Source organism: Eubacterium callanderi, from assembly GCF_900142645.1.
Taxonomy (GTDB): domain Bacteria; phylum Bacillota; class Clostridia; order Eubacteriales; family Eubacteriaceae; genus Eubacterium; species Eubacterium callanderi.
Map to the genome: position 1 here is coordinate 68,121 of NZ_FRBP01000016.1, position 19,003 is coordinate 87,123.

Genomic DNA, 19,003 nt, shown 5'->3' on the forward strand with positions numbered 1-19,003 from the left:
CATATGGATTACAAACCAAATTATCTCTGTGATCTGCACAGCCACACAACCCGCTCAGACGGAAATGATACCCCAAAGGAATTTCTGGATACCGCGGCAGCCCTGGGGATGAAGGTCGTAGCCATTACAGACCATGATGTGCTGCCGCCGGAGAAGATTGAAGTAGGCGGGCTCATGGTTGATGTGGAACGCTATGCCCAGAAGAAAGGCATGAAGGTTTTAAAGGGAATTGAGTTTTCCTGTGAAACAGAGGTAGAGGATGTGCATCTGGTAGCCTTTGGCTGTGATTACTCTAGCCCTGAAATCCTGGCCATGAACCGGATTATTGTTCAAAGTAAAATTGATTCCTACAGGAGGCTGACTGAACTGCTGACAGAGAAGGGCTTTCCCATCAGATGGGAGGAAGTGCTCAATTACAATGATATCCCGAGAAAGCCAGAGGATGTGCAGAAGAAAATCATCTTTAACCTTATGGCCGAGAAAGGCTATACTGAAACCTGGAGTGACGCCAAGCTGATGATCCGCAACACACCGGAATACAGTGTGAAACGTGAAAAGCCAGACCCCCTGACCATTATTGATATTGTACACCGCGCGGAAGGAATCGTCATATTGGCGCACCCCTATCTCATTGACGAGAGGGTTAAAACAAAGGCCCTGGAATGTTCGAGAGCTGAATATATTGACCGCCTGATCAAGGGCGGGCTGGACGGCATTGAGGCCTCCTATACCTATGACAAAACAACCTATAATGGCTCGCTGACAAAGGAAGAAATCATAGAGCAGGTACGCAGAGACTACACTGACAAGGTTGCGATCATTTCCGGAGGCTCAGACTACCACGCAGATTATAAAAAGTCCAGCAAAAAAGTCCGGAACATTGGCGAATGCGGCATTACGCCAGAGTATTTTTACAGCAATGAGCTGTTGTCCAGACTGTAGGTGAAAAAATGGGAAAACATTATGATTTGATTATTTTTGATCTGGATGGGACGTTGGTAGATTCTGCAGCGGATATTGTGGCGACTGTTAAGTATATTATTGAGAAATATGGATTTGAGCCAAAATCAGACACTTTTATACGGAGCTGCATTGGCGGCGGAGCACGCAATGTTCTTCTAAAGAGTCTTGGAGAGGATAAAGAAGCGTTAATCGACAGTGAGATTTTGCCGCTGTTTAAAAAATATTACGAAGAAAACTGTGCCGTGTACACCAGCCTGTATCCCGGCGTTAAGGAAATATTGGACCATTACCAGAAAATGGGCAGGCCAATGGCTCTGGCGACCTATAAGATCAGAAGCGCTACAGAAAAAATTATGAAAGCCCTGGCGTTTGAACAGTATTTTGACTATCTGGTAACCGCAGATGATGTTGAAAACCCAAAACCTCACCCGGAATGTATTCAAAAAATACTGGCACACTACCAGATGCAGCCAGAACAGGCAGTGCTGGTGGGGGACACAAAAACAGATTTTATGACAGGCTACAACGCAGGTGTGGATGTATGTGCGGTAACCTATGGATACGGCAGCAGTGAAGTGCTGAAGGATCTGGGACCGGCCTATATGGTGGATGCAATGAGTGAAATAAAGGAACTGCTCCTTTAAAAAAGAGAATATAGGAGGAAGACGATGGTTGATTTATCAAAAATGGATAAGTGGTCATTAGGAAAGTGTTTTGACCATTCGGTACTGCCCAAGGACACAACAGAAGCGGATATTCGCAGAGGCTGTCAGGAAGCAAAGGCTTATAACTGCGCGGCTTTCTATTCAGCATCACCTTATTGGACACCTGTGGTAAAGGAAGAGCTCGAAGGAACAGACATCCATATCGCCACAGGCTTGGATTTTCCCTTTGGCGCGTCAACGGTAAAAATGAAGGGACTCGAGACCGAAGAGGCTGTCCGACTCGGGTGTACGGCGCTGGACATGGTCATGAATATCGGCGCCCTCAAAGACAAGAATTACAAGGAAGTGAAGGCAGGTCTGGATGCTTTTGTAAAAGCGGCTGAAGGCAACCTGACGAAATGCATCATGGACGTTAACTTTTTAACCGATGATGAAATTATTGCAGGCTGTAATTTAATTGCAGAAGCGGGGATTGACTATGCGAAAACATCAACAGGACAGTTTGAAGGGCCATCGATGGATCAGTTTTTACTCATGAAAAAAACATTGAAGGATACCGACATTAAGCTGAAGGTTGCCGGTGTTAAATTTCCGAGACCTCAGAATGCCTACGCGTTTTTACTGGCAGGAGCAGATTTAATTGGAACCCGTGCAGCTGTGGCGATTATAGATGCCTTAGACCAGATGCGTGAGATTGGCATTGTACCGCCGCTTCAAAAGTAAAGCAGTGGATTCAACAGATTATACCAGGAGAAAAAAATGATCGATTTAAAAAAGTTAACCAAGTGGGATGCCGGAAAGCTCTTTGATTATGCCATTCTGCCAAAAGATACCGATGAAGAAGCCATCCGTAATGGGTGCCGTGAGGCAAAGGCTTATAACTGCGCGGCTTTCTATTCGTCTTCACCCTACTGGACACCCATTGTGGTAGAAGAATTAGGAGATACGGACGTTAACATTGCGACAGGGATCAGTTTTCCCTTCGGTTCACAGCCTTCGGCTGTAAAAGCCATGGAAACAGAAATGGCTGTGAAGGCAGGCTGTACATGTCTGGATATGGTCATCAACATAGGAGCTTTAAAAGACAAAAAATATGATGTTGTCAAACAGGAGCTTGTTGATTTTAAAAATGCGGCTCAGGGACGTATGACAAAAGGAATTCTAGACGTTGCGTTTCTCACAGATGATGAGATAAAGGCTGGATGCGAGCTGATTAAGGAAGTTGGTCTTGATTATGCAAAATCAGCGACAGGACAGTTTGAGGGGCCGACGATGGAGCAGGTTTTGATTATGAAAGAAACAATCGCGGATTCCAATGTTAAGCTGAAGGTTTCTGGCGTTAAGTTTCCAAGACCTCAGAATGCATGGGCCTTTATTATGGCAGGGGCAGAGCTGATTGGAACACGGTCTGCGCCGGAAATTATTGATTCGATGGATCAGATGCGGGAAATTGGGTTACTGCCGCCTTATGAAGGATAAGACAGCTGATAAGCCAGGATATAAATTAAAGGATAAACAGGACAAGGAGTAAAAAAATGATTGATTTTTCAAAAATGACAAAAAAAGATGTTGGTAAATGTTTTGACTATTTCATTGGCCCAAAAGACACAACAGAAGCGATTATCCGGGAAGAGTGTAAAACAGCCATTGAATACAATGTAAAAGCCTTCTGCTTCTCTTCTTCAATTTGGTCATCGGTGGTTGCAGAAGAATTAAAGGGAACCGATATTTTGGTCGGAGCAGGGATTGGATTTCCGTTTGGACAGCAGACCAGCGCAGTTAAATGCTTTGAAACAGAAGAAGCTGTAAGAATGGGAGCAACGGTATTGGATAATGTCATGAACGTTGGCCTGATGAAAGACAAAAAATACGACCAGATTCTCCAGGAATTTAAAGATTATAAAAAAGCAGCAGGCCCGGCGATCACAAAAATGATTCTGGAAGTATGTATGCTGACAGATGAAGAAATTCGTATTGGCTGTGAGCTAATTGCAGAAGCAGGCTTGGACTGGGCTAAATCATCAACAGGACAGTGGGAAGGTCCGACGATGGAGCAGGTACGCATTATGGCTAAAACGCTTGAAGGAAGTGATACAAAGGTAAAAGTATCGGGTGTTAAGTTTCCGAGAGCACAGAACGCTTACTGTTTCTTGATGGGCGGAGCAGAGTTGATTGGTACCCGCCAGGCGCCGCAGATCATTGATTCTTTGGATATGATGCGCGAAATTGGCGTTGTTCCAAAATATAAAGGATAAAAATAATTACAAAATAAAGGAGTAAAAAAATGGTTGATTTATCGAAAATGACAAAACATGACATGGGGAAGCTGATTGATTTTTCTGTTTTGGGCAAAGACTCAACAGAAAAAGATATTCGCAAGGGATGCAGGACTGCCATTGAGTACAACTGCAAGGCTTTCTGTTTTTCATCCTCTTACTGGACACCGGTCGTTGCCGAAGAGTTAAAGGGGACAGATCTGCTGGTCGGTGCGGGAATAGGTTTTCCTTTTGGTCAGCAGAGCAGCGCTGTAAAATGCTTTGAAACAGAAGAAGCCGTCCGTATGGGGGCGACTGTTCTGGATAACTGCATGAATGTTGGCGATTTAAAAGAGGGCAAATACGACAAGGTTTTACAGGAATTCAAGGACTATAAAAAAGCAGCGGGTCCGGCTATGACTAAAATGATCATTGAAACCTGTATGTTAACCAAAGAAGAAATTGTAACCGCTACCAAGCTGGTGGCTGAAGCGGGCATCGACTGGGTTAAGACCTCAACAGGGCAATATGCAGGACCAAGTGTCTCAGACGTTATCCTGATGGTAGAAGCCCTCGAAGGCTCTGACACGAAGGTAAAGGTTGCCGGGGTTAAGGCGCCGCGTCCGCAGAATGCGTTTGCTTTTATTTTAGCCGGAGCAGAATTGATCGGAACTCAGGGCGGCAAGGAAATTTTAGACGGTGTTGATGATTTACGGAAAATTGGATTAATTCCCGCATACCAGGGATAAAACAAAAACATACTGCCAAAAATCAGAGTTGGGGGACTTTGATCAGAGATTTAATATTAAAAACTAAAACTAAGTTATAGAGGAGAAATAAAATGGGAAAATATTTAGTTGGTATGGACGCCGGAACGACCGGCTGTAAAGTATGCGTTTTTGACCTTGAAGGAAACCTTATTGGGAGCGATTACCGTGAATACCCATGTTATTACCCGCATGAAGGCTGGGTAGAGCAAATTCCGGAGGACATGACACCGGCATTGTTCAAAACCTGTAAAGAAGCCATCCGTAAGGCGCAGGTAGATCCAAAGGATATCATAGCTGTGGGGCTTTCTTCCCAGGGGTCTGTTATCGGTCTTTTAGATGAAGATGGCGAACTGATCCGGCCATTTGTAGGCTGGCAGGATCTTCGAGGCAGCGAGGGAGAAATAAAATGGATTACGGATCAGATTCCAAGAGAAGAATATTATCAGCTGACCGGCGATCCGCTGGGAATGTGCTTTAGTATTGCGAAGCTGGTATGGCTTAAACATCATGAGCCGGAAAACTGGAATAAAACAGCCATGTTCTCCACACATCAGGACTATTTTCTTAAGCAGCTCGGCGCAGACGGATATTATACAGACTTTTCATCTGCAAGCCGCGAGGGTATGATGGATATCAACAATAAATGCTGGTCGAAGCGTATGCATGATATGTTGGGAATTCCGCTGGAAAAAAGAGCTGAGCTGGTAGACGAACCGGGAAAAGTCGTCGGACATATTCCAAAAGATGTCGCTGAGCTCACCGGATTGGCAGAAGGAACACCAATCTGCGTTGGCGCACATGACCAGAATTGTAACACCTTCGGTTCAGGCGGTGTGGATGACGGAACGGCAGTTGTGGTAATGGGTACCTTCGGCTCATGCTTTATCGTGAGTGATGAACCGATTCGTGATCCAAAGGGAAGACTGGTCGTTAAAGGGAATCATGGGGTTGGCAATTATACCATCGAGGCCTTTTCAAATACGTCCGCTTCAAGCTACCGCTGGTATCGGGATACCTTCTGTGACATTGAAAAATTCTCGGCTGAGCTGGTCAAAACAGATCCTTATGAACTCATCAATGCACAGATCGCAGATGTCCCGCCAGGAGCAAATGGCATAACCTTCTTACCATACCTGCAGGGGGCGTCAGGCTCTAAAATCAACGATAAGGCACGCGGTGTTTTCATCGGAATGTCCCTTGGAACGAAAAAAGCCGATATGGCAAGAGCGGTAATGGAAGGCATCAGCTTTGAGGTATATGATATTATCAACGCCGAACTGGAAGCTGGAATTAAAATTAACTCCATTCGCCTGACAGGCGGCGCCGCAAAATCTCCGATGTGGTGTCAGATGCTGGCTGACATTTTTAAACTGCCGATCCAGCTGCTGAGTGCAGGTGAAACAGGCTGCTTAGGAGCAGCTCTGTACGCTGGTATTGGCGTGGGCGCTTATGAAAACTGCCGGGACGCAGCTGAAAAAGCAGTTAAACTGACTGAAGTTTTTGAGCCTGATCCAGAAAAATTTGCAGCTTACGATAAAGCTTATCAGCGCTTTATCAACGTTTATAACGCCTTGGACAACCGTATATTCTAATAAAAAAACATATACGTACTGGCCAGGTTAATGCTGGCCAGTATTTTATTTTGGAGGAAAAAATGGATATGCAAAAAAGCGGTTTTAATATTTATGAAAGGCATGATTTTGACTGTGAATGTGGGAGGCATCATAAGATGCCGATTGGAGAAGTTGTGATCGCTTCGGGTGCCGCCAGAAAACTGCCTTATTATGTCAAAGCGCTTGAGCTTGGTAAAAAAGGCATACTCGTAACAGACGAGGTGATTTTTGAGTCCATTGGCAGAGAGATCTATGCATACTGGCAGGAGCAGGGTCTGAAGATTGAATGTTATGTGCTCAAAGGCCGTATCCGTCCAGATGAGTACACCGTTGGAAATGTTATCTGCAATACGCCTTTTGACGCTGATTACATCGTATCATTGGGGGGCGGAACAGTCACGGATGTCGTCCGTTATGCGGCAACACGCCTGAATTTAGAATGTGTTTCGATCCCGTCGGCTATGACGATGGACGGCTTTTTTACAAACATGTCCATTATCATTGTCGATGGGCTTCAGGTGACATATTATCTCAATTATCCCAGCCTGATTTTGGCCGATTCCGATATCATTGCAAAAGCGCCGAGCGTTATGAACGCTGCCGGTGTGGGCGAGGTGATCTCTAAAATAAGCGCAGGTATGGACTGGTATGCAGGAAAATTGATCAAGGATATTTATTATTGTGACCGGGTAGAGGCAATGATGGGCGAATGTATTTCCGAGGGAACTGCGGATGAGACAATAGAGGGCATTGTGCCAGGAGAGAAAAAAGCCATTGAAAATTTAACAGACGCATTGTATAAAAGCGCGGTGGCAATGGCGTGGTATGATTCATCACCCTGCGGCTCCGGCGCTGAGCACCAGCTGAACCATTTCTGGATTAAATGTCAGGATGAAAAAGGTGTGCCGCAATCAATGCATGGCCAGGAGGTCGGTGTTGGGGCTGTGATCAACACCATGATTTGGGAAGAAATTATGGACATTGATTTCGAGCGCTTCGATGTTGAAAAGGCCGTTGAAAAAATCTGGGACAGAACTGAGTGGGAGAAGGAAATCCGGGCGGTTTATGGTGAAGGCGCAGAAAGCATTCTGGAATTACAGGCAGAAAACCACTCCTTTGACAAAGCAGCGAGACAAAACGAAATAGAAAAGATTATCAAACATCATGAAGCCCTGGCCAGACGGTTTGAGGCAATGCCAACCTCCGAAGCTCTTATTGAAAAATTAAAGAAAGTGGGCGGCCCATGGCACCCAAAACAGTTACAGATTGATGAGGATGAGCTGGTGAAGAGTCTGTACTTTGCAAAGGAAACGCGCAGCGGCCGTTACAATGCACTGTGGATGGCCGAGGCCCTTGGCATTATGGAAGATGTTGCGAGTAAAATAATAAAAAAACTGGAATTCTAAGGCCATTCCGGTTTGAATTGGAGCCATAAGAAAGTTTGCGTTATAACAAAGTGGTTTACGATATTGAAAAAGCGTTTAAGATTATGGTATGATATAGACACACACTTTCAGGAGGATTAAAGATGAATAGTATTGAAAGAAATAATCCAAAGCCACTTTATGTTCAGCTGGAAGAGCTGATCCGAAATAATATAGATACCGGCATTTGGAAACCACAAAATGCAATCCCCTCTGAAAGCGAGCTGAGCAAAGAGTATGACCTGAGCCGTATGACCATTCGGACGGCTTGTCAGAATTTGGTTCAGGAAGGCGTGCTCTACCGTGTTCCGGGGAAGGGTACCTTTGTATCAGAGCCTAAGATTATGACAGAGTCTTTAGCTTACATGGGCTTTCGGGAGCAGCTTGAGCGTATGGGGTACGAAACGACAACAAAACTGTTGGATTCTGCCATTATTCAGGCTTCTGGCAGTGTATCGAGAAAGCTGCGTATTCCAGAGGCTGCGCCGGTTATGCTGATTGAGCGTCTGCGTTATCTTAAGGGAAAACCGATCAGTCTGCATTATTCTTATATCCCGGTACAATTATGCGAGGGCATCGAGAAGCATGACCTTGTCGATGAGCAGTTATGTGTTATCCTTGAGAAAGAATACCAGCTTTTACCTACGCGTATACAGGAAACGCTGGAATCGGTCAAGGCGTCTAAAAAAGAATCCCAGCTTTTCCGTGTGGAAGAGAGCTATCCGCTGCTGATTCTTGAGGATATTCTTTTTGCGCAGGATGATACGCCCTATGAGTATTCGAAGGTTGTCTTTCGCGGAGATAAAATCAAATTAAAATATGAGTTTCATAATTTATAAACGAGGTGAGACCAGCAGCTTCAAAAGCCTTATAAAACCTGGATATTGTTAAAATCGCAGGTCCTTTGGGCTTGAGCTGCTGGTCTTTTCATTTTGAATAGCGTTAACCGACTGATAAACGTAAGCAATTAATATCAGGAGGAAACAAAATGTCAGATGATTGTAAAATGAAAAAGGAGTATGTAGCGTTTTTAAAAGCATTGATTGAAATACCTTCTCTTTCCGGAGAAGAAGGCGAAGCAGCAGTATTTATTCAGAATGCTTTAGATCAGATTGGTGTCATACCTAAAGTCGATGAAGCCGGCAATGTCTACGGAGTAATCAATTGTGGAGAGGGGCCAGTCGTCCTGCTGAACGGACATCTTGATGTGGTGCCAGAAGGAAGTCTGGAGGCGTGGAAACCCTACAGCCCTTTTAAGGCAGCTGTGGAAAGCGACGTTCTGATCGGAAGAGGCGCCAGTGACTTGAAAGCAGGGCTGGCAGCGCAGTTTTTTGCATTTAAGCGGATTAAGCAGGCCTTGGATGCAGGTGCTTCTTTAAAGGGGAAGGTTATTTTTTCGGCGGTCGTACATGAAGAGGCAGCGGAAATGCTGGGAATGCAGTACCTCATTGATCATACCCTTGAAGGTGAAAAGATCGATCTGTGTGTTCTGTGTGAGCCGAGTTCAGGAAGAGTGGCGCTGGGGCATCGTGGAAAGGTGGAGCTTGTCGTTAAAACAATGGGAAAGACGGCTCATTCCTCTCAGCCAAAGCAGGGCATCAACGCCCTTGAAAAAATGCTGCCTGTTATGCAGTATATTTTCGAGGAGATGCCAAAAACTCTTAAGGGACACCCTGTTTTGGGGGATAACTCTGTTACAATAACCGACTGTATTGTTCGGCCGGGAGCACAGAGCATTATTCCTGACGAATGTGAAATATCCATTGACCGGCGTTATTCGCCGGATGAAACATTGGAGGACGTGGTGTGTCAGCTTAAGGCTGTGCTTGATGATTTTGCAGAAAAGGACCCGGAATTTCAGGCAGAGGTGCATCCGCGGACTTACTGTGAGAAAACTTATACAGGCTACACCTGTGAAGTTAATAAATATCATCCGCCCTGGGCGACAGACCAGCAGATACCTGTTGTAAAAAAGGCCCTGGATGCATTGGAGAACGCAGGTCAAAAGCCTGAATGCTTTTACTGGAAATTTGGGACAGATGGTGGATATACCGCAGGACTGCGGGGAATTCCGACCATTGGATATTCTCATGCCGAAGAGAAATGGGCACACCAGCCCAAAGAGCAGGTTAAAATTTCACAGATGATGAAGACCATCGAGGGAACAGAGGCAATACTTGCCGCTATCCTTGACTTGAAAGAGAAATAACAGGATAGAACTCAAAAAGACCAGCCATGCAGCTGGTCTTTTTTACGGAGTGTAGTCAATTCCGGCCTTTCTTGCCTGGGAATGCTGGTCCTTTCGCTTGATTTGGTAGAGTTTATGGTCTTTTATGAGGCGGGCGCCGGTCTGCTGGAAATGAAAGGCGACCCTGGCGTCAACACACTGCCTGTGCAGGCTCAGGATCCAGTCGTAATGGCAGACACGCGCATTGAGTCCGGATTCGCCGCCGACGGTTACCTGGCATACCCAGGAATGATCGAGCCAGGGAGTGAGGTCGATGGGACCAAGCAGAGGGGAGCACACAATGCTTTTATAGCGGATGGGCGCCTCTTTAAAAAGCGGCAGCCGATAGTCGGTCATGGCCTGATTTTCGACAGTACAGCAGATATGGACATTGGGATAACCGTCGCCCCAGTCCTCTGGAATACACTCATAAAAGCGGTGGATACGCTTTGTGATAAACATGAAGCTTAAGTCGGAGCGCTCACGCATCATGGCCCACACCTCAGGCCGCCAGGCGTCTGCGGCATCCAGAAAAAAGTCGGAGGTAAAGCAGGTATAGACCAATTCGCCTGGCGGGATTTTAAAACTTCCATCGCGTTTTTTCTTCAGCAGCAGGTCAAAGCAGGAATTTTTAGAGACCTGATGGCTGTCGCGGTCGTATTTTTCATCCATGCGGTAGACATAACAGTTCTGGCACCCGGTGCTGATCTTTTGACAGCCATGCCAGGGATTCCAGGTGATCGACATAGGACCCTCCTTCTAAAATAATAAAGGCGTTCCGTTTTGGAACGCCATAGCGTGTCAAAAAACTTGAGAGACGAAGCCTTTTACCTAAGGAAGAAAAAGGCGTCCTGTGGACACTGACTTTACATGGATAGCTTTTCCGCTAAAGTGGAGGCTTGATCTCACCAGTGTCCGGCTGTTCCGGTATTTCGGCTCGATTCCTGGTCGTTATTCGCAGCGCCTGGACCTTTTTTCTTATCTGGATAAAAGGCGCAGTCTCGGGCTGTACCACTTCTATGACAGTCTGAGGCGTTCCGTTTTGGAACGCCTCAGGTGCTTTAAGCGCCTTAACCGCATTAATAGACAATAACAGGGGTACCGTCCTCGATGCCGTTATAGATGGCCTGAGCCGCTGCGTAAGGTGTGTTGACACAGCCGTGTGAGCCGCTGTTTACATAAATGCTGCCGCCGAAATCCGTGCGCCAGGAGGCGTCATGAATTCCGATATCGCCGCCATAGGGCATCCAGAAGGTAACGGGTGAGGCATAGCCCTCGCCCTTTAAGGTAACATTCATTGCCTTGTAGTCAAGGTCGTAAACACCGCTTGGGGTGGCAAAGCCGCCGCTCAGGCTTCCTGTGACAACAGGAGTGCCAACGACCAGACCGCCGTTTTTATAAAACCACATGTATTGTCCGCCAAGGCTGATTTCAACATAGGTGTTGCCATAGTCTGGAGAGTTATGGCTTGCGGCTGTCTTCGCGTAAACCGGTTCACGCGTTACAGGCTGTCCGGCCTGGATAATTGGAATGAGTGCAGCGACCTCTTCATCCTGGTCGATCAGCCAGCCATAATCGCCGCCGGCAATGCTGACGCTGCCGCCGCCGCTTGTCCGGAAGCTTCGCGTGATGCCGTAGGTATCGTATTTATCCGATAGATTGGCCACATAGGTGGTCATAAGATCCTGATTAAACTGGACGTCCATATTGCCGTCCACAGCCAGCCAGGTATTAATGGTATTTTTATCAAGTACCTCTGTTGCGTCGCCAAAGGTATAGGTAACTGTTGCGTTCAGATATTTGTTCATGGTATCCATGGCCGCCTTAACCTTGGAAGAATCCTTGGTAAAGGAAGGCGTTTTATAGCAGCCGGCCGATTCCAGATCCAGCTCGGTATCACCGGATAAAATAGCGTTTTTTACGGCTTCCTTGAGCTTGGCAGGGTCCAGCTCATTGCCGTTGACCTCTGGCTCAATCACGTAGCCTGTACCGTTAAATTTAGGATAAGCATTGGCAACTTTGACGACCTCCGCCCCCGACACAGCCTGAAGCTGGTTCAGCGCATTGGTAAGCTGAGCGTCATCATAGCTGAAGGTCGCTTCCAGGTCCTGATGTCCTGAGGGCACCAGAGACATCGGCCAGGCAAAAGCATTCTGATCATTTAACATCTGGGAAATTTTACCGTCAGAAATATAGCGCATATTCACCTGGTCTGCAGCGATCGTTTCGGTTTTTCCGCCGCGTTCCTTCAGTGTCAATGTGTGTGTCGCTGCGTTCTGCTGCATTTCTTCGTCAACCTGAGCGGCGGTTTTGCCAGTGACATTGAAGCCGTTCATGGTCGTGTTAAAGTAGAACCGTGTGCTGAAATAAAAGCTTAAGGCGAGATAAACGGCCAGAATAATGCCAATGCCGACACCAATACCAATCCAGATTTTTTTATGGCTTTTCTTTTCTTTAGAATCCGGTGGCTCCCCGCCGTCAAGGGAATCATTGGCAGTGCTGTCATCATCAAAGGTGAGAACCTCGCCGGCCGCATCGTCATCATTTTCAGTTCCGCCCTCTGGCGGCTCAGGCGGATCAATGATGGTTTCCTCCTGGGCCTCCGGCGCAGCAGGTTCATCAATGATGACCTCATCTTCCGGAGGGACGGGACGCTCAAAAAGAGAGGCGTTTTCAATCGCCTGCTCTTCGGGGGTACGCTCCTCGCGCTGATCTTGTAAATTCTTTTCATCCATAAGATTAAATCCTCTTTTTTTGCAGTATATAATTGATTTTATCATTTTTTTGAGCAAAGGTAAATCTTTAATTTGTGAATATTAAGCCCTTCTATGAACTTTAAGAATCGTTTTATGGTCAGGGCCGGGTTGACAGCGTTACTTGACGAAACGTATAATAAAATCAGGTTTGTAATTCAGAATACTGTATATTTGGAGGGAAAGAACCATGCTGGAATTTTTTATAAAGCCTGTAACGGCTGACGGTGGTGTAAGCTATATGCCGACAGGTGCAGGATATGCGGTGCTGATCGGTCTGATGGCAATTGTGCTGGTCATCGCATCGCTTGTTGCCGGGAAAAACGAACGCCGCCAGATCAGCACCAGGCATCTGACCTTTTGTGCCGCTGCCATTGCTCTGGCGGTGGTCACATCGAATATTAAGATTTTTCATTTGCCCACCGGCGGTTCTGTAACACTGTTTAGTATGCTTTTTATCACGCTGACAGGTTATTGGTACGGTCCCAAGACAGGGGTTCTGGCGGCAATCGCCTATGGCATTCTGCAGATGGTGATCGACCCTTATATTCTATATCCTCTGCAGGTGCTTGTCGATTATGTACTTGCCTTTGGCGCGCTTGGCCTATCTGGATTTTTCAGCCAGTCAAAGAACGGGCTCATAAAGGGCTACCTGGCTGGAATCTGTGGCCGCTACGTATTTGCTGTGCTGTCCGGCTGGCTGTTTTTTGGCTCCATGGCCTGGGAAGGCTGGGGGGCACTGCCCTATTCAATGGTATATAATGCTGTCTATATTTTCTCGGAGGGCGCACTGACAATGATTTTACTGGCGGTTCCATCGGTATCGAAGGGGCTGGCCCGTGTTCGCCGGATTGCGGAAATTTAATCCTTTGTATAAGATAGGTCTGGTTCCTGACCATCAGCATTACACTTAATGAGCGCGGAATGTGAGGGGATTTTACTGGGAAAACATCTCGGCAGTTGGTGCGGTAGTACAGGCACTAGTACAGGCACTAGGACAGGCAGTAGTGGGGGCGGTGGTGCGCCATTCATAAACAAGACTAAACAAGACGAAAAGAGACAAGAGAATGGATAAACTGGAGAATAAAATGAAAATGTTTTTTGCCGGAGTTGTTTAGTCTATTATATAAACAGAAGATAACTTTCAAAAAATAAAACACGCTTGCACGGCGTGTTTTATTTTTGTTTATTTATTTGTACAAAACAAGGTCTACAGCTCAGCCTCTTCCTTGCCGAGCTTTTTCCGTTCAACCAAGCGGCCCATAAAGAAAGCCAGAATACCGACGCCGATACCAGTCTGGAGACAGAAGATCAAGGATTCCACTTCACCAGGAAGCTCACCGTTGATCATGGTTTCAAGCACAGGCGTAAACCAGGGCTCATATTCGCCGCCCTGAATCTCTTCAATCATTGTGCTGCCTGCGTCGTCAGAGCCGCCGAATTCAGCGCCCTGGAGGGCAAATAGCGGTACGACAACCAGTAAAGCGACAATTACGAGAAGAACAATCACTAATTTTTTGTTTTTACTCATTTTACACTTCCTCCGATGCTAAAAAACCAATGGACTTGAGTTCCGGGCTTGCATACGTTTCTAAAGCGATAACGATAATAACCGTTAAAATCCCTTCAATAATAGCAAGCGGCAGCTGGGTCGGCGCAAAAACCCCCAGGAATTTTACCGCAGAAGCGGCTACACCACCCTGTTCAGACGGGTAAGCCATCGCCAGCTGAATACTGGTAATACAATAAGTGAACAGATCCCCCAGTGCAGCGGCCAGAAAAACGCCAACCTTACGGTTAACCTTCATTTTCTGGCAGAGCTTGTAGATACCAAAAGAGACAAAGGGACCGGCAATTGCCATTGAAAAAGTGTTTGCGCCCAGCGTTGTCAATCCGCCGTGGGCCAGCAGAATGGCCTGAAATAATAAAACGATAATGCCAAGAATACTGACAGCGCTCGGTCCAAACAAGATGGCGCCAAGGCCTGTACCTGTCATGTGGGAGCAGCTGCCTGTTACAGATGGGATCTTCAGTGATGAAATAACAAAAATAAAAGCGCCTGCCATGGCCAATAACGTAATGGATCTCCTGTTGCCGGTCAGGGTTTTTTTAATCGAGAAAAAACCAGCAGCTAAAAATGGAATACAGATAACACCCCATGCAATACAGTACCCCACAGGAAGGTAGCCCTCCATAATGTGCATTGCGTTTGCGGCGGGTACAATCCCGAATACAAGCGCCCACGCGCCAAGCAGTGTGACAATCCTTCTTTGATTCTTTGTCATTTTTACCTCCTCGAAAAATGAATTTTACCGGGCTACGATTCAAGCAGGCTGCGCAGCAGCACGAAAAAAACCGCTTATCGGGCAGATAAGCGGTGAAAGTACGAAATAATGAATCCTGAAACCTTTTAATTTCGTCCAGACACTCAGCTATCTCCTCGTAACCAAATGTAATACAGTTTTAATGATCAGCATCCTGACTCGACTTGCGTCTCACAGTGGCGGGACCGTTTGGGATTTACACCCAATTATGCTTTAACCATCGCTTATGATGGAAACCATTAAAGTGTGCCGGAGAACCGACTACGCTTTTAATTATAACACCTTATGTCATAATGTCAATGGATAAAGTTGAATTTTTTTAAAAAAGAATAGATTAAGCTATACACATACCCCCTATATGTATTTTGTATTTGGATTAAAAGCATAAGAAAAAAATATGAATATCTTTAAAATATTTTCGTTTATTTGACAAAATCGTAAAAACAGACTACAATAGGTTCTGATGTTGGGTTTTATAGCTTTTAAAATATAATTGGTGCATTAGAATAAGCTCGATTATTAAAGTGGTGATTTAAAAGACGAAAGCACTTTGTTGAAACTGCGGCAGATTGGTCGTGCGGATATTGTAAAAACTTATATAAGGCCTGCTGCCGTTAAAATAAAAGCGGTGTACTGGAAAGCCTGATAAAAGATGTGATTTTGGAGAGAATAATGAGTGAGCGTACAAAAAGAGTCGAGACTTTTTCAAAAAAAGAACTGACAAAGACAAACATAAAACGTGTCGATATCCCGGAAGGTTTTGAGCGGATTGGTGTTAACGCCTTTAAAAATATGACAAAGCTGAAGGAAGTCAGAATTGCAGAATCGGTTAGGGAAATATGCGGCCACGCCTTTGAGGGCTGCACAATGCTTTCAGCCGTCAGTATGCCATCAGAGCTTAAGCTGCTGGGAGAAGCCGCCTTTATGGAGTGCCGCAGATTACAATCGCTCGAGATTCCCGAGGGCATACACGTCATAAAAGACCGAACATTTAAATTCTGCCGAGGGCTGGAGCATATAACACTGCCTAAACAGCTCACTCGGATTGGGGAAAACGCCTTTTACAATTGCGATAAGCTGGCATATATTGAGCTTCCGGACGGCATTGAAAAGCTGCCGTTTAGAACCTTTTATATGTGCAAAAACCTGGAATCCATCCGGTTTTCGCAAAATTTGAAGTATATCGGCAAGGAAGCCTTTGTAAACTGCAGCTTCCAGCAGCTCCAGCTGCCGGAGGGCCTGGAGGTTATTGATGAATCCGGCTTCTTGAAATGCAAGAAGCTCACAGTGCTAAAGCTGCCAGAAAGTGTAAAAATCATTGGAAAATGGGCGTTTCATGGATGCCCTAATTTAAAAACAGTTGAAATAAGACACGACCCCGATGAAGTGGGCGAGTGGATCTTTAACCGAAATGATGTAACCGTACATTGTTTTGAGGGCTCCAAGATCGACCGTTATTGTAAGCTATACGATTATAAAGTCCGCTATTTCCAGTAAAAATCCTCAGTAATTCTTGATGTGTATCGGGATAGGCTGCCGCAGATTTTATAAGATAAGTCTAAAATAATAATAGCCTTTTGATGATAAATCAAACCCTTCAGCGGATATCTTCAAAAAATAAAAAACGCTGGAAAAGCCCTTGAAATGGTACTTTTAGCAACTGTATTAAAAAAAACTCAAAAATAGAGGTTGCAAAAAATAAATTATAATGCTAGAATAAGCATTGTAAACGAGATGACAACAAATTGTATCAATTGTAGCTATTCTTTAAAAGAACGACTCGTTTGTGAAATTTAATAATAACTGTAATGAATTGCCGCATGATAATCATTCTGATTATCTGCAGCTAGGGTGTTTTTGAGAGTTTATCAAGATGCCTGAGGGAAGTAGGTGTGAATCCTAGTACAGAGCCGCTATCGTGATGCTTGCCGGAAACCACTGGTAAAGACGAGTCGGAAACCTGTTTGTTACAGTCTTGATGGAATTAATCCTCGTCACTAGGGTTATTCATCGAAAATATAGACGCTCTACGGCTATTCTGGGGCTTCTATCACAGATATTCATAATCAAAATTATTGTACGAATCAAAACATCCATTGTTTTGGTGGTGTATGGTTTTATTTGAGTTGAATTTCTATGATAGGAGCCCCTTTTTGTATACAAAATTTTGAGAAGGAACAGAGAGGAGGCCGTATCATGGCAAAAACAAAAACCATTACCATCGAGTGTCCAAAGTGCCGCGAAGCCTTTGAGATTAAAGGATATGATACCATAAACGCCAGTCTGGACGAGGCGCTGAAGGAAAAGCTCATTAAAACAGAGCTGTTTCGCCACACCTGTCCAGCGTGCGGTGAGGATATTTCAGCGCCCTACTCGCTCAAGTATCAGGACATGGAAAAAGAGTACATGGTGATTCTGGATATGGGCGACATTGATACAGCGGCCATGGCGGAGGAGGTCTTAGAGATGTTTCCAAATTACCGGATTCGCATTGTGAAGGATGTGATGGACCTTCTGGAAAAGATTCATATTTTTGAGTCCAACCTGAATGATAAGATCATCACCTATCTGGATCATAAAATATACGAGGACGTATCCGCAAAGCTGAGGGCTGAAAACTCGCCCATCGCTCTTGATAAGGTGCTGTTTGGAAGCTTTGAGTTCCAGAAGAAAAAAGTGGTGTTCGGGGCGCTCAACAACGCCGGGAAGCAGATTTTTATAGACACCCCCTTTGCCGACTACAAAGCCCTGGCCAACTCGCCGAGACTGGCCCCCTGCTTTAAGGAAAAAGAGGGTGAGTACGCGATTGATAAAGCCTGGGCGGAAGCGCTGGCGTAGCAGGGATTACAATGCTTGTTCCAGAGTGGAGCACAGCAGAAAGATAAATAGTAATATTTCAAAAATATTATGCTGTGAAAATGGGAAAGGAGTGAGCTTTATCGAAGAAGGCAAAAGTGTGAAGGAGGTGCCTGCCCGCCGTTAAAAGGGCAGGAAAAAGGACCGCTGGAAGGCCTAATTTCCAAACGGTCCCGTGGAGTCTGATAATTCCATATAGACTTCATAATTATATCTCATTTACGGCCCTTGGGCAATCCTTTTAAGGAAAGCCCGGTTCAAAAACAAAAAATAAATTTTAAAGGAGATTAAATTATGGCATTTGCAAAATCAGCAAAAAGAGGTTTAGCACTTTTAGGTTCAGCAGCAATGATGGTAGGATTCGCAGCTCCGACATTCGCAGCACAGGTACAGACCGCAGACGCGGGCACCAAAACGGTCTATGTACAGGTAGACAGAAGAGTGTTTGGTGCTTCCAATCCAGAATTGATCGGGCCAGTTAAAGTAACCAATGTTCCTTCAGACGCCAAAATCATTGATATCTTAAAGGTAGCCAGCAACTATGACGCGGCTCCGACAGACGCAAAACCAATCCAGTACTCTGCTTCTACATGGGGTACCTATATTTCCGCGTTCAGAGATACCGCTACGCCTGCTTTTGACCAGGCAGCTTATAAGGCAGCCAATGGTTATACCGACGCGATTTTTGACGCTTCCATGATCTATCCAAGCCTGAGCGACAACTACCTGGCAGGCTCTGAATACTCCGGCGTTTCCGGCTGGATGTTCTCAGTAAACGAAGCGACTACCTACGGCACTAACCAGTACTACAACGCGGACACCACCGCTGCCAACATTCCAGATAACGGCGTTATCCATTTTGAATACTCCATCAACATGGGCGCAGACATTGGCATGAACGCAGTAGACCTGCCGACCATTATCAAAGAAGGCGACTACGGTCCGGAATACGATTGGGTGAATGGTTTACAGCATTTTAACAACGGCACAAAATTCTATACTTTAACAAGTATTAGAGAAGCAGCCGATGCTGGCACTCCTATCGTGTGGCCATCAGCCAACTAAGTATTCCATAACATTTAATCTGAAATAAAAACAGGTATAAGCGATGGACGGTTCCGTCTCCCGCTTATACCCTTTTACAGCAATAGTA

Annotated in this window: 18 protein-coding genes and 1 riboswitch; of the genes, 14 read left to right on the forward strand and 4 right to left on the reverse strand. The window is 45.5% G+C overall.

Features of this window, described 5'->3' with window-relative positions:
* Positions 1-3: 3 nt before the first annotated feature.
* The 10 genes from BUC22_RS18975 to BUC22_RS19020 all read left to right on the forward strand — a co-directional run bounded on the left by BUC22_RS18975 (position 4) and on the right by BUC22_RS19020 (position 9,899).
* Entirely contained in the window at positions 4-942 is a 939-nt protein-coding gene (locus tag BUC22_RS18975; RefSeq protein WP_073383454.1) for a PHP domain-containing protein, read from the forward strand.
* A gap of 8 nt (positions 943-950) precedes the next feature.
* Positions 951-1,607 (forward strand): HAD family hydrolase, encoded by a 657-nt coding sequence (locus BUC22_RS18980; protein WP_073383456.1) that lies wholly within the window; start codon positions 951-953, stop codon positions 1,605-1,607.
* A gap of 24 nt (positions 1,608-1,631) precedes the next feature.
* Positions 1,632-2,351: a deoxyribose-phosphate aldolase gene (gene deoC / locus BUC22_RS18985; protein WP_013382177.1), complete on the forward strand. Its 720-nt coding sequence runs from the start codon at positions 1,632-1,634 to the stop codon at positions 2,349-2,351.
* 36 nt (positions 2,352-2,387) lie between these two features.
* Positions 2,388-3,107, forward strand: a complete 720-nt coding sequence (deoC, locus tag BUC22_RS18990; protein ID WP_013382176.1) for a deoxyribose-phosphate aldolase — start codon at positions 2,388-2,390, stop codon at positions 3,105-3,107.
* A gap of 56 nt (positions 3,108-3,163) precedes the next feature.
* Positions 3,164-3,883, forward strand: coding sequence for a deoxyribose-phosphate aldolase (gene deoC, locus BUC22_RS18995; RefSeq protein WP_013382175.1), 720 nt, complete (start codon positions 3,164-3,166; stop codon positions 3,881-3,883).
* 29 nt (positions 3,884-3,912) lie between these two features.
* Positions 3,913-4,632 carry a deoxyribose-phosphate aldolase gene (gene deoC, locus BUC22_RS19000; RefSeq protein ID WP_073383459.1) on the forward strand — a complete coding sequence of 240 codons (720 nt, stop codon included), beginning with the start codon at positions 3,913-3,915 and terminating at the stop codon, positions 4,630-4,632.
* A 92-nt stretch (positions 4,633-4,724) separates the two neighbouring features.
* Complete coding sequence (locus tag BUC22_RS19005) at positions 4,725-6,245, forward strand: xylulokinase (RefSeq protein WP_073383461.1); 1,521 nt, start codon at positions 4,725-4,727, stop codon at positions 6,243-6,245.
* 62 nt (positions 6,246-6,307) lie between these two features.
* Complete coding sequence (locus BUC22_RS19010; RefSeq protein WP_073383464.1) at positions 6,308-7,672, forward strand: sn-glycerol-1-phosphate dehydrogenase; 1,365 nt, start codon at positions 6,308-6,310, stop codon at positions 7,670-7,672.
* A gap of 122 nt (positions 7,673-7,794) precedes the next feature.
* Entirely contained in the window at positions 7,795-8,529 is a 735-nt protein-coding gene (locus BUC22_RS19015; protein ID WP_073383467.1) for a GntR family transcriptional regulator, read from the forward strand.
* A 149-nt stretch (positions 8,530-8,678) separates the two neighbouring features.
* A complete protein-coding gene (locus tag BUC22_RS19020) occupies positions 8,679-9,899 on the forward strand; it encodes a M20 family metallopeptidase (RefSeq protein ID WP_073383469.1) in 1,221 nt (406 codons plus the stop codon).
* 42 nt (positions 9,900-9,941) lie between these two features.
* On the opposite strand, the gene BUC22_RS19025 is transcribed toward BUC22_RS19020, so the two are convergent.
* The gene (locus BUC22_RS19025) at positions 9,942-10,664 is read right to left on the reverse strand and encodes a DUF5131 family protein (RefSeq protein WP_073383472.1); all 723 of its coding nucleotides are present in this window, start codon (positions 10,662-10,664) and stop codon (positions 9,942-9,944) included.
* Positions 10,665-10,996: 332 nt separating this feature from the next.
* Entirely contained in the window at positions 10,997-12,652 is a 1,656-nt protein-coding gene (locus tag BUC22_RS19035) for a L,D-transpeptidase family protein (protein WP_159435644.1), read from the reverse strand.
* Between the two features lie 208 nt (positions 12,653-12,860).
* Here BUC22_RS19035 and BUC22_RS19040 point away from each other — a divergent pair, with 208 nt between their 5' ends.
* Positions 12,861-13,535 (forward strand): energy-coupled thiamine transporter ThiT, encoded by a 675-nt coding sequence (locus BUC22_RS19040; protein ID WP_090414960.1) that lies wholly within the window; start codon positions 12,861-12,863, stop codon positions 13,533-13,535.
* A 345-nt stretch (positions 13,536-13,880) separates the two neighbouring features.
* On the opposite strand, the gene BUC22_RS19045 is transcribed toward BUC22_RS19040, so the two are convergent.
* Entirely contained in the window at positions 13,881-14,201 is a 321-nt protein-coding gene (locus tag BUC22_RS19045) for an energy-coupling factor ABC transporter substrate-binding protein (RefSeq protein ID WP_013382165.1), read from the reverse strand.
* 1 nt (position 14,202) lies between these two features.
* Complete coding sequence (locus BUC22_RS19050; RefSeq protein WP_038353672.1) at positions 14,203-14,955, reverse strand: energy-coupling factor ABC transporter permease; 753 nt, start codon at positions 14,953-14,955, stop codon at positions 14,203-14,205.
* 165 nt (positions 14,956-15,120) lie between these two features.
* Positions 15,121-15,250: riboswitch (cobalamin riboswitch) on the reverse strand.
* Between the two features lie 416 nt (positions 15,251-15,666).
* On the opposite strand from BUC22_RS19050, the gene BUC22_RS19055 reads away from it, so the two are divergent.
* The 3 genes from BUC22_RS19055 to BUC22_RS19065 all read left to right on the forward strand — a co-directional run bounded on the left by BUC22_RS19055 (position 15,667) and on the right by BUC22_RS19065 (position 18,915).
* The gene (locus tag BUC22_RS19055) at positions 15,667-16,491 is read left to right on the forward strand and encodes a leucine-rich repeat domain-containing protein (protein ID WP_073383478.1); all 825 of its coding nucleotides are present in this window, start codon (positions 15,667-15,669) and stop codon (positions 16,489-16,491) included.
* A gap of 699 nt (positions 16,492-17,190) precedes the next feature.
* The gene (locus BUC22_RS19060; protein ID WP_073383480.1) at positions 17,191-17,832 is read left to right on the forward strand and encodes a CpXC domain-containing protein; all 642 of its coding nucleotides are present in this window, start codon (positions 17,191-17,193) and stop codon (positions 17,830-17,832) included.
* 312 nt (positions 17,833-18,144) lie between these two features.
* Positions 18,145-18,915: a hypothetical protein gene (locus BUC22_RS19065; protein WP_073383483.1), complete on the forward strand. Its 771-nt coding sequence runs from the start codon at positions 18,145-18,147 to the stop codon at positions 18,913-18,915.
* Positions 18,916-19,003 lie beyond the last annotated feature (88 nt).

Coding starts and splice junctions, on each gene's coding strand:
- BUC22_RS18975 (WP_073383454.1), top strand. CDS start 4: ATGGATTACAAACCAAATTATCTCTGTGATCTGCACAGCCACACAACC.
- BUC22_RS18980 (WP_073383456.1), top strand. CDS start 951: ATGGGAAAACATTATGATTTGATTATTTTTGATCTGGATGGGACGTTG.
- deoC (WP_013382177.1), top strand. CDS start 1,632: ATGGTTGATTTATCAAAAATGGATAAGTGGTCATTAGGAAAGTGTTTT.
- deoC (WP_013382176.1), top strand. CDS start 2,388: ATGATCGATTTAAAAAAGTTAACCAAGTGGGATGCCGGAAAGCTCTTT.
- deoC (WP_013382175.1), top strand. CDS start 3,164: ATGATTGATTTTTCAAAAATGACAAAAAAAGATGTTGGTAAATGTTTT.
- deoC (WP_073383459.1), top strand. CDS start 3,913: ATGGTTGATTTATCGAAAATGACAAAACATGACATGGGGAAGCTGATT.
- BUC22_RS19005 (WP_073383461.1), top strand. CDS start 4,725: ATGGGAAAATATTTAGTTGGTATGGACGCCGGAACGACCGGCTGTAAA.
- BUC22_RS19010 (WP_073383464.1), top strand. CDS start 6,308: ATGGATATGCAAAAAAGCGGTTTTAATATTTATGAAAGGCATGATTTT.
- BUC22_RS19015 (WP_073383467.1), top strand. CDS start 7,795: ATGAATAGTATTGAAAGAAATAATCCAAAGCCACTTTATGTTCAGCTG.
- BUC22_RS19020 (WP_073383469.1), top strand. CDS start 8,679: ATGTCAGATGATTGTAAAATGAAAAAGGAGTATGTAGCGTTTTTAAAA.
- BUC22_RS19025 (WP_073383472.1), bottom strand. CDS start 10,664: ATGTCGATCACCTGGAATCCCTGGCATGGCTGTCAAAAGATCAGCACC.
- BUC22_RS19035 (WP_159435644.1), bottom strand. CDS start 12,652: ATGGATGAAAAGAATTTACAAGATCAGCGCGAGGAGCGTACCCCCGAA.
- BUC22_RS19040 (WP_090414960.1), top strand. CDS start 12,861: ATGCTGGAATTTTTTATAAAGCCTGTAACGGCTGACGGTGGTGTAAGC.
- BUC22_RS19045 (WP_013382165.1), bottom strand. CDS start 14,201: ATGAGTAAAAACAAAAAATTAGTGATTGTTCTTCTCGTAATTGTCGCT.
- BUC22_RS19050 (WP_038353672.1), bottom strand. CDS start 14,955: ATGACAAAGAATCAAAGAAGGATTGTCACACTGCTTGGCGCGTGGGCG.
- BUC22_RS19055 (WP_073383478.1), top strand. CDS start 15,667: ATGAGTGAGCGTACAAAAAGAGTCGAGACTTTTTCAAAAAAAGAACTG.
- BUC22_RS19060 (WP_073383480.1), top strand. CDS start 17,191: ATGGCAAAAACAAAAACCATTACCATCGAGTGTCCAAAGTGCCGCGAA.
- BUC22_RS19065 (WP_073383483.1), top strand. CDS start 18,145: ATGGCATTTGCAAAATCAGCAAAAAGAGGTTTAGCACTTTTAGGTTCA.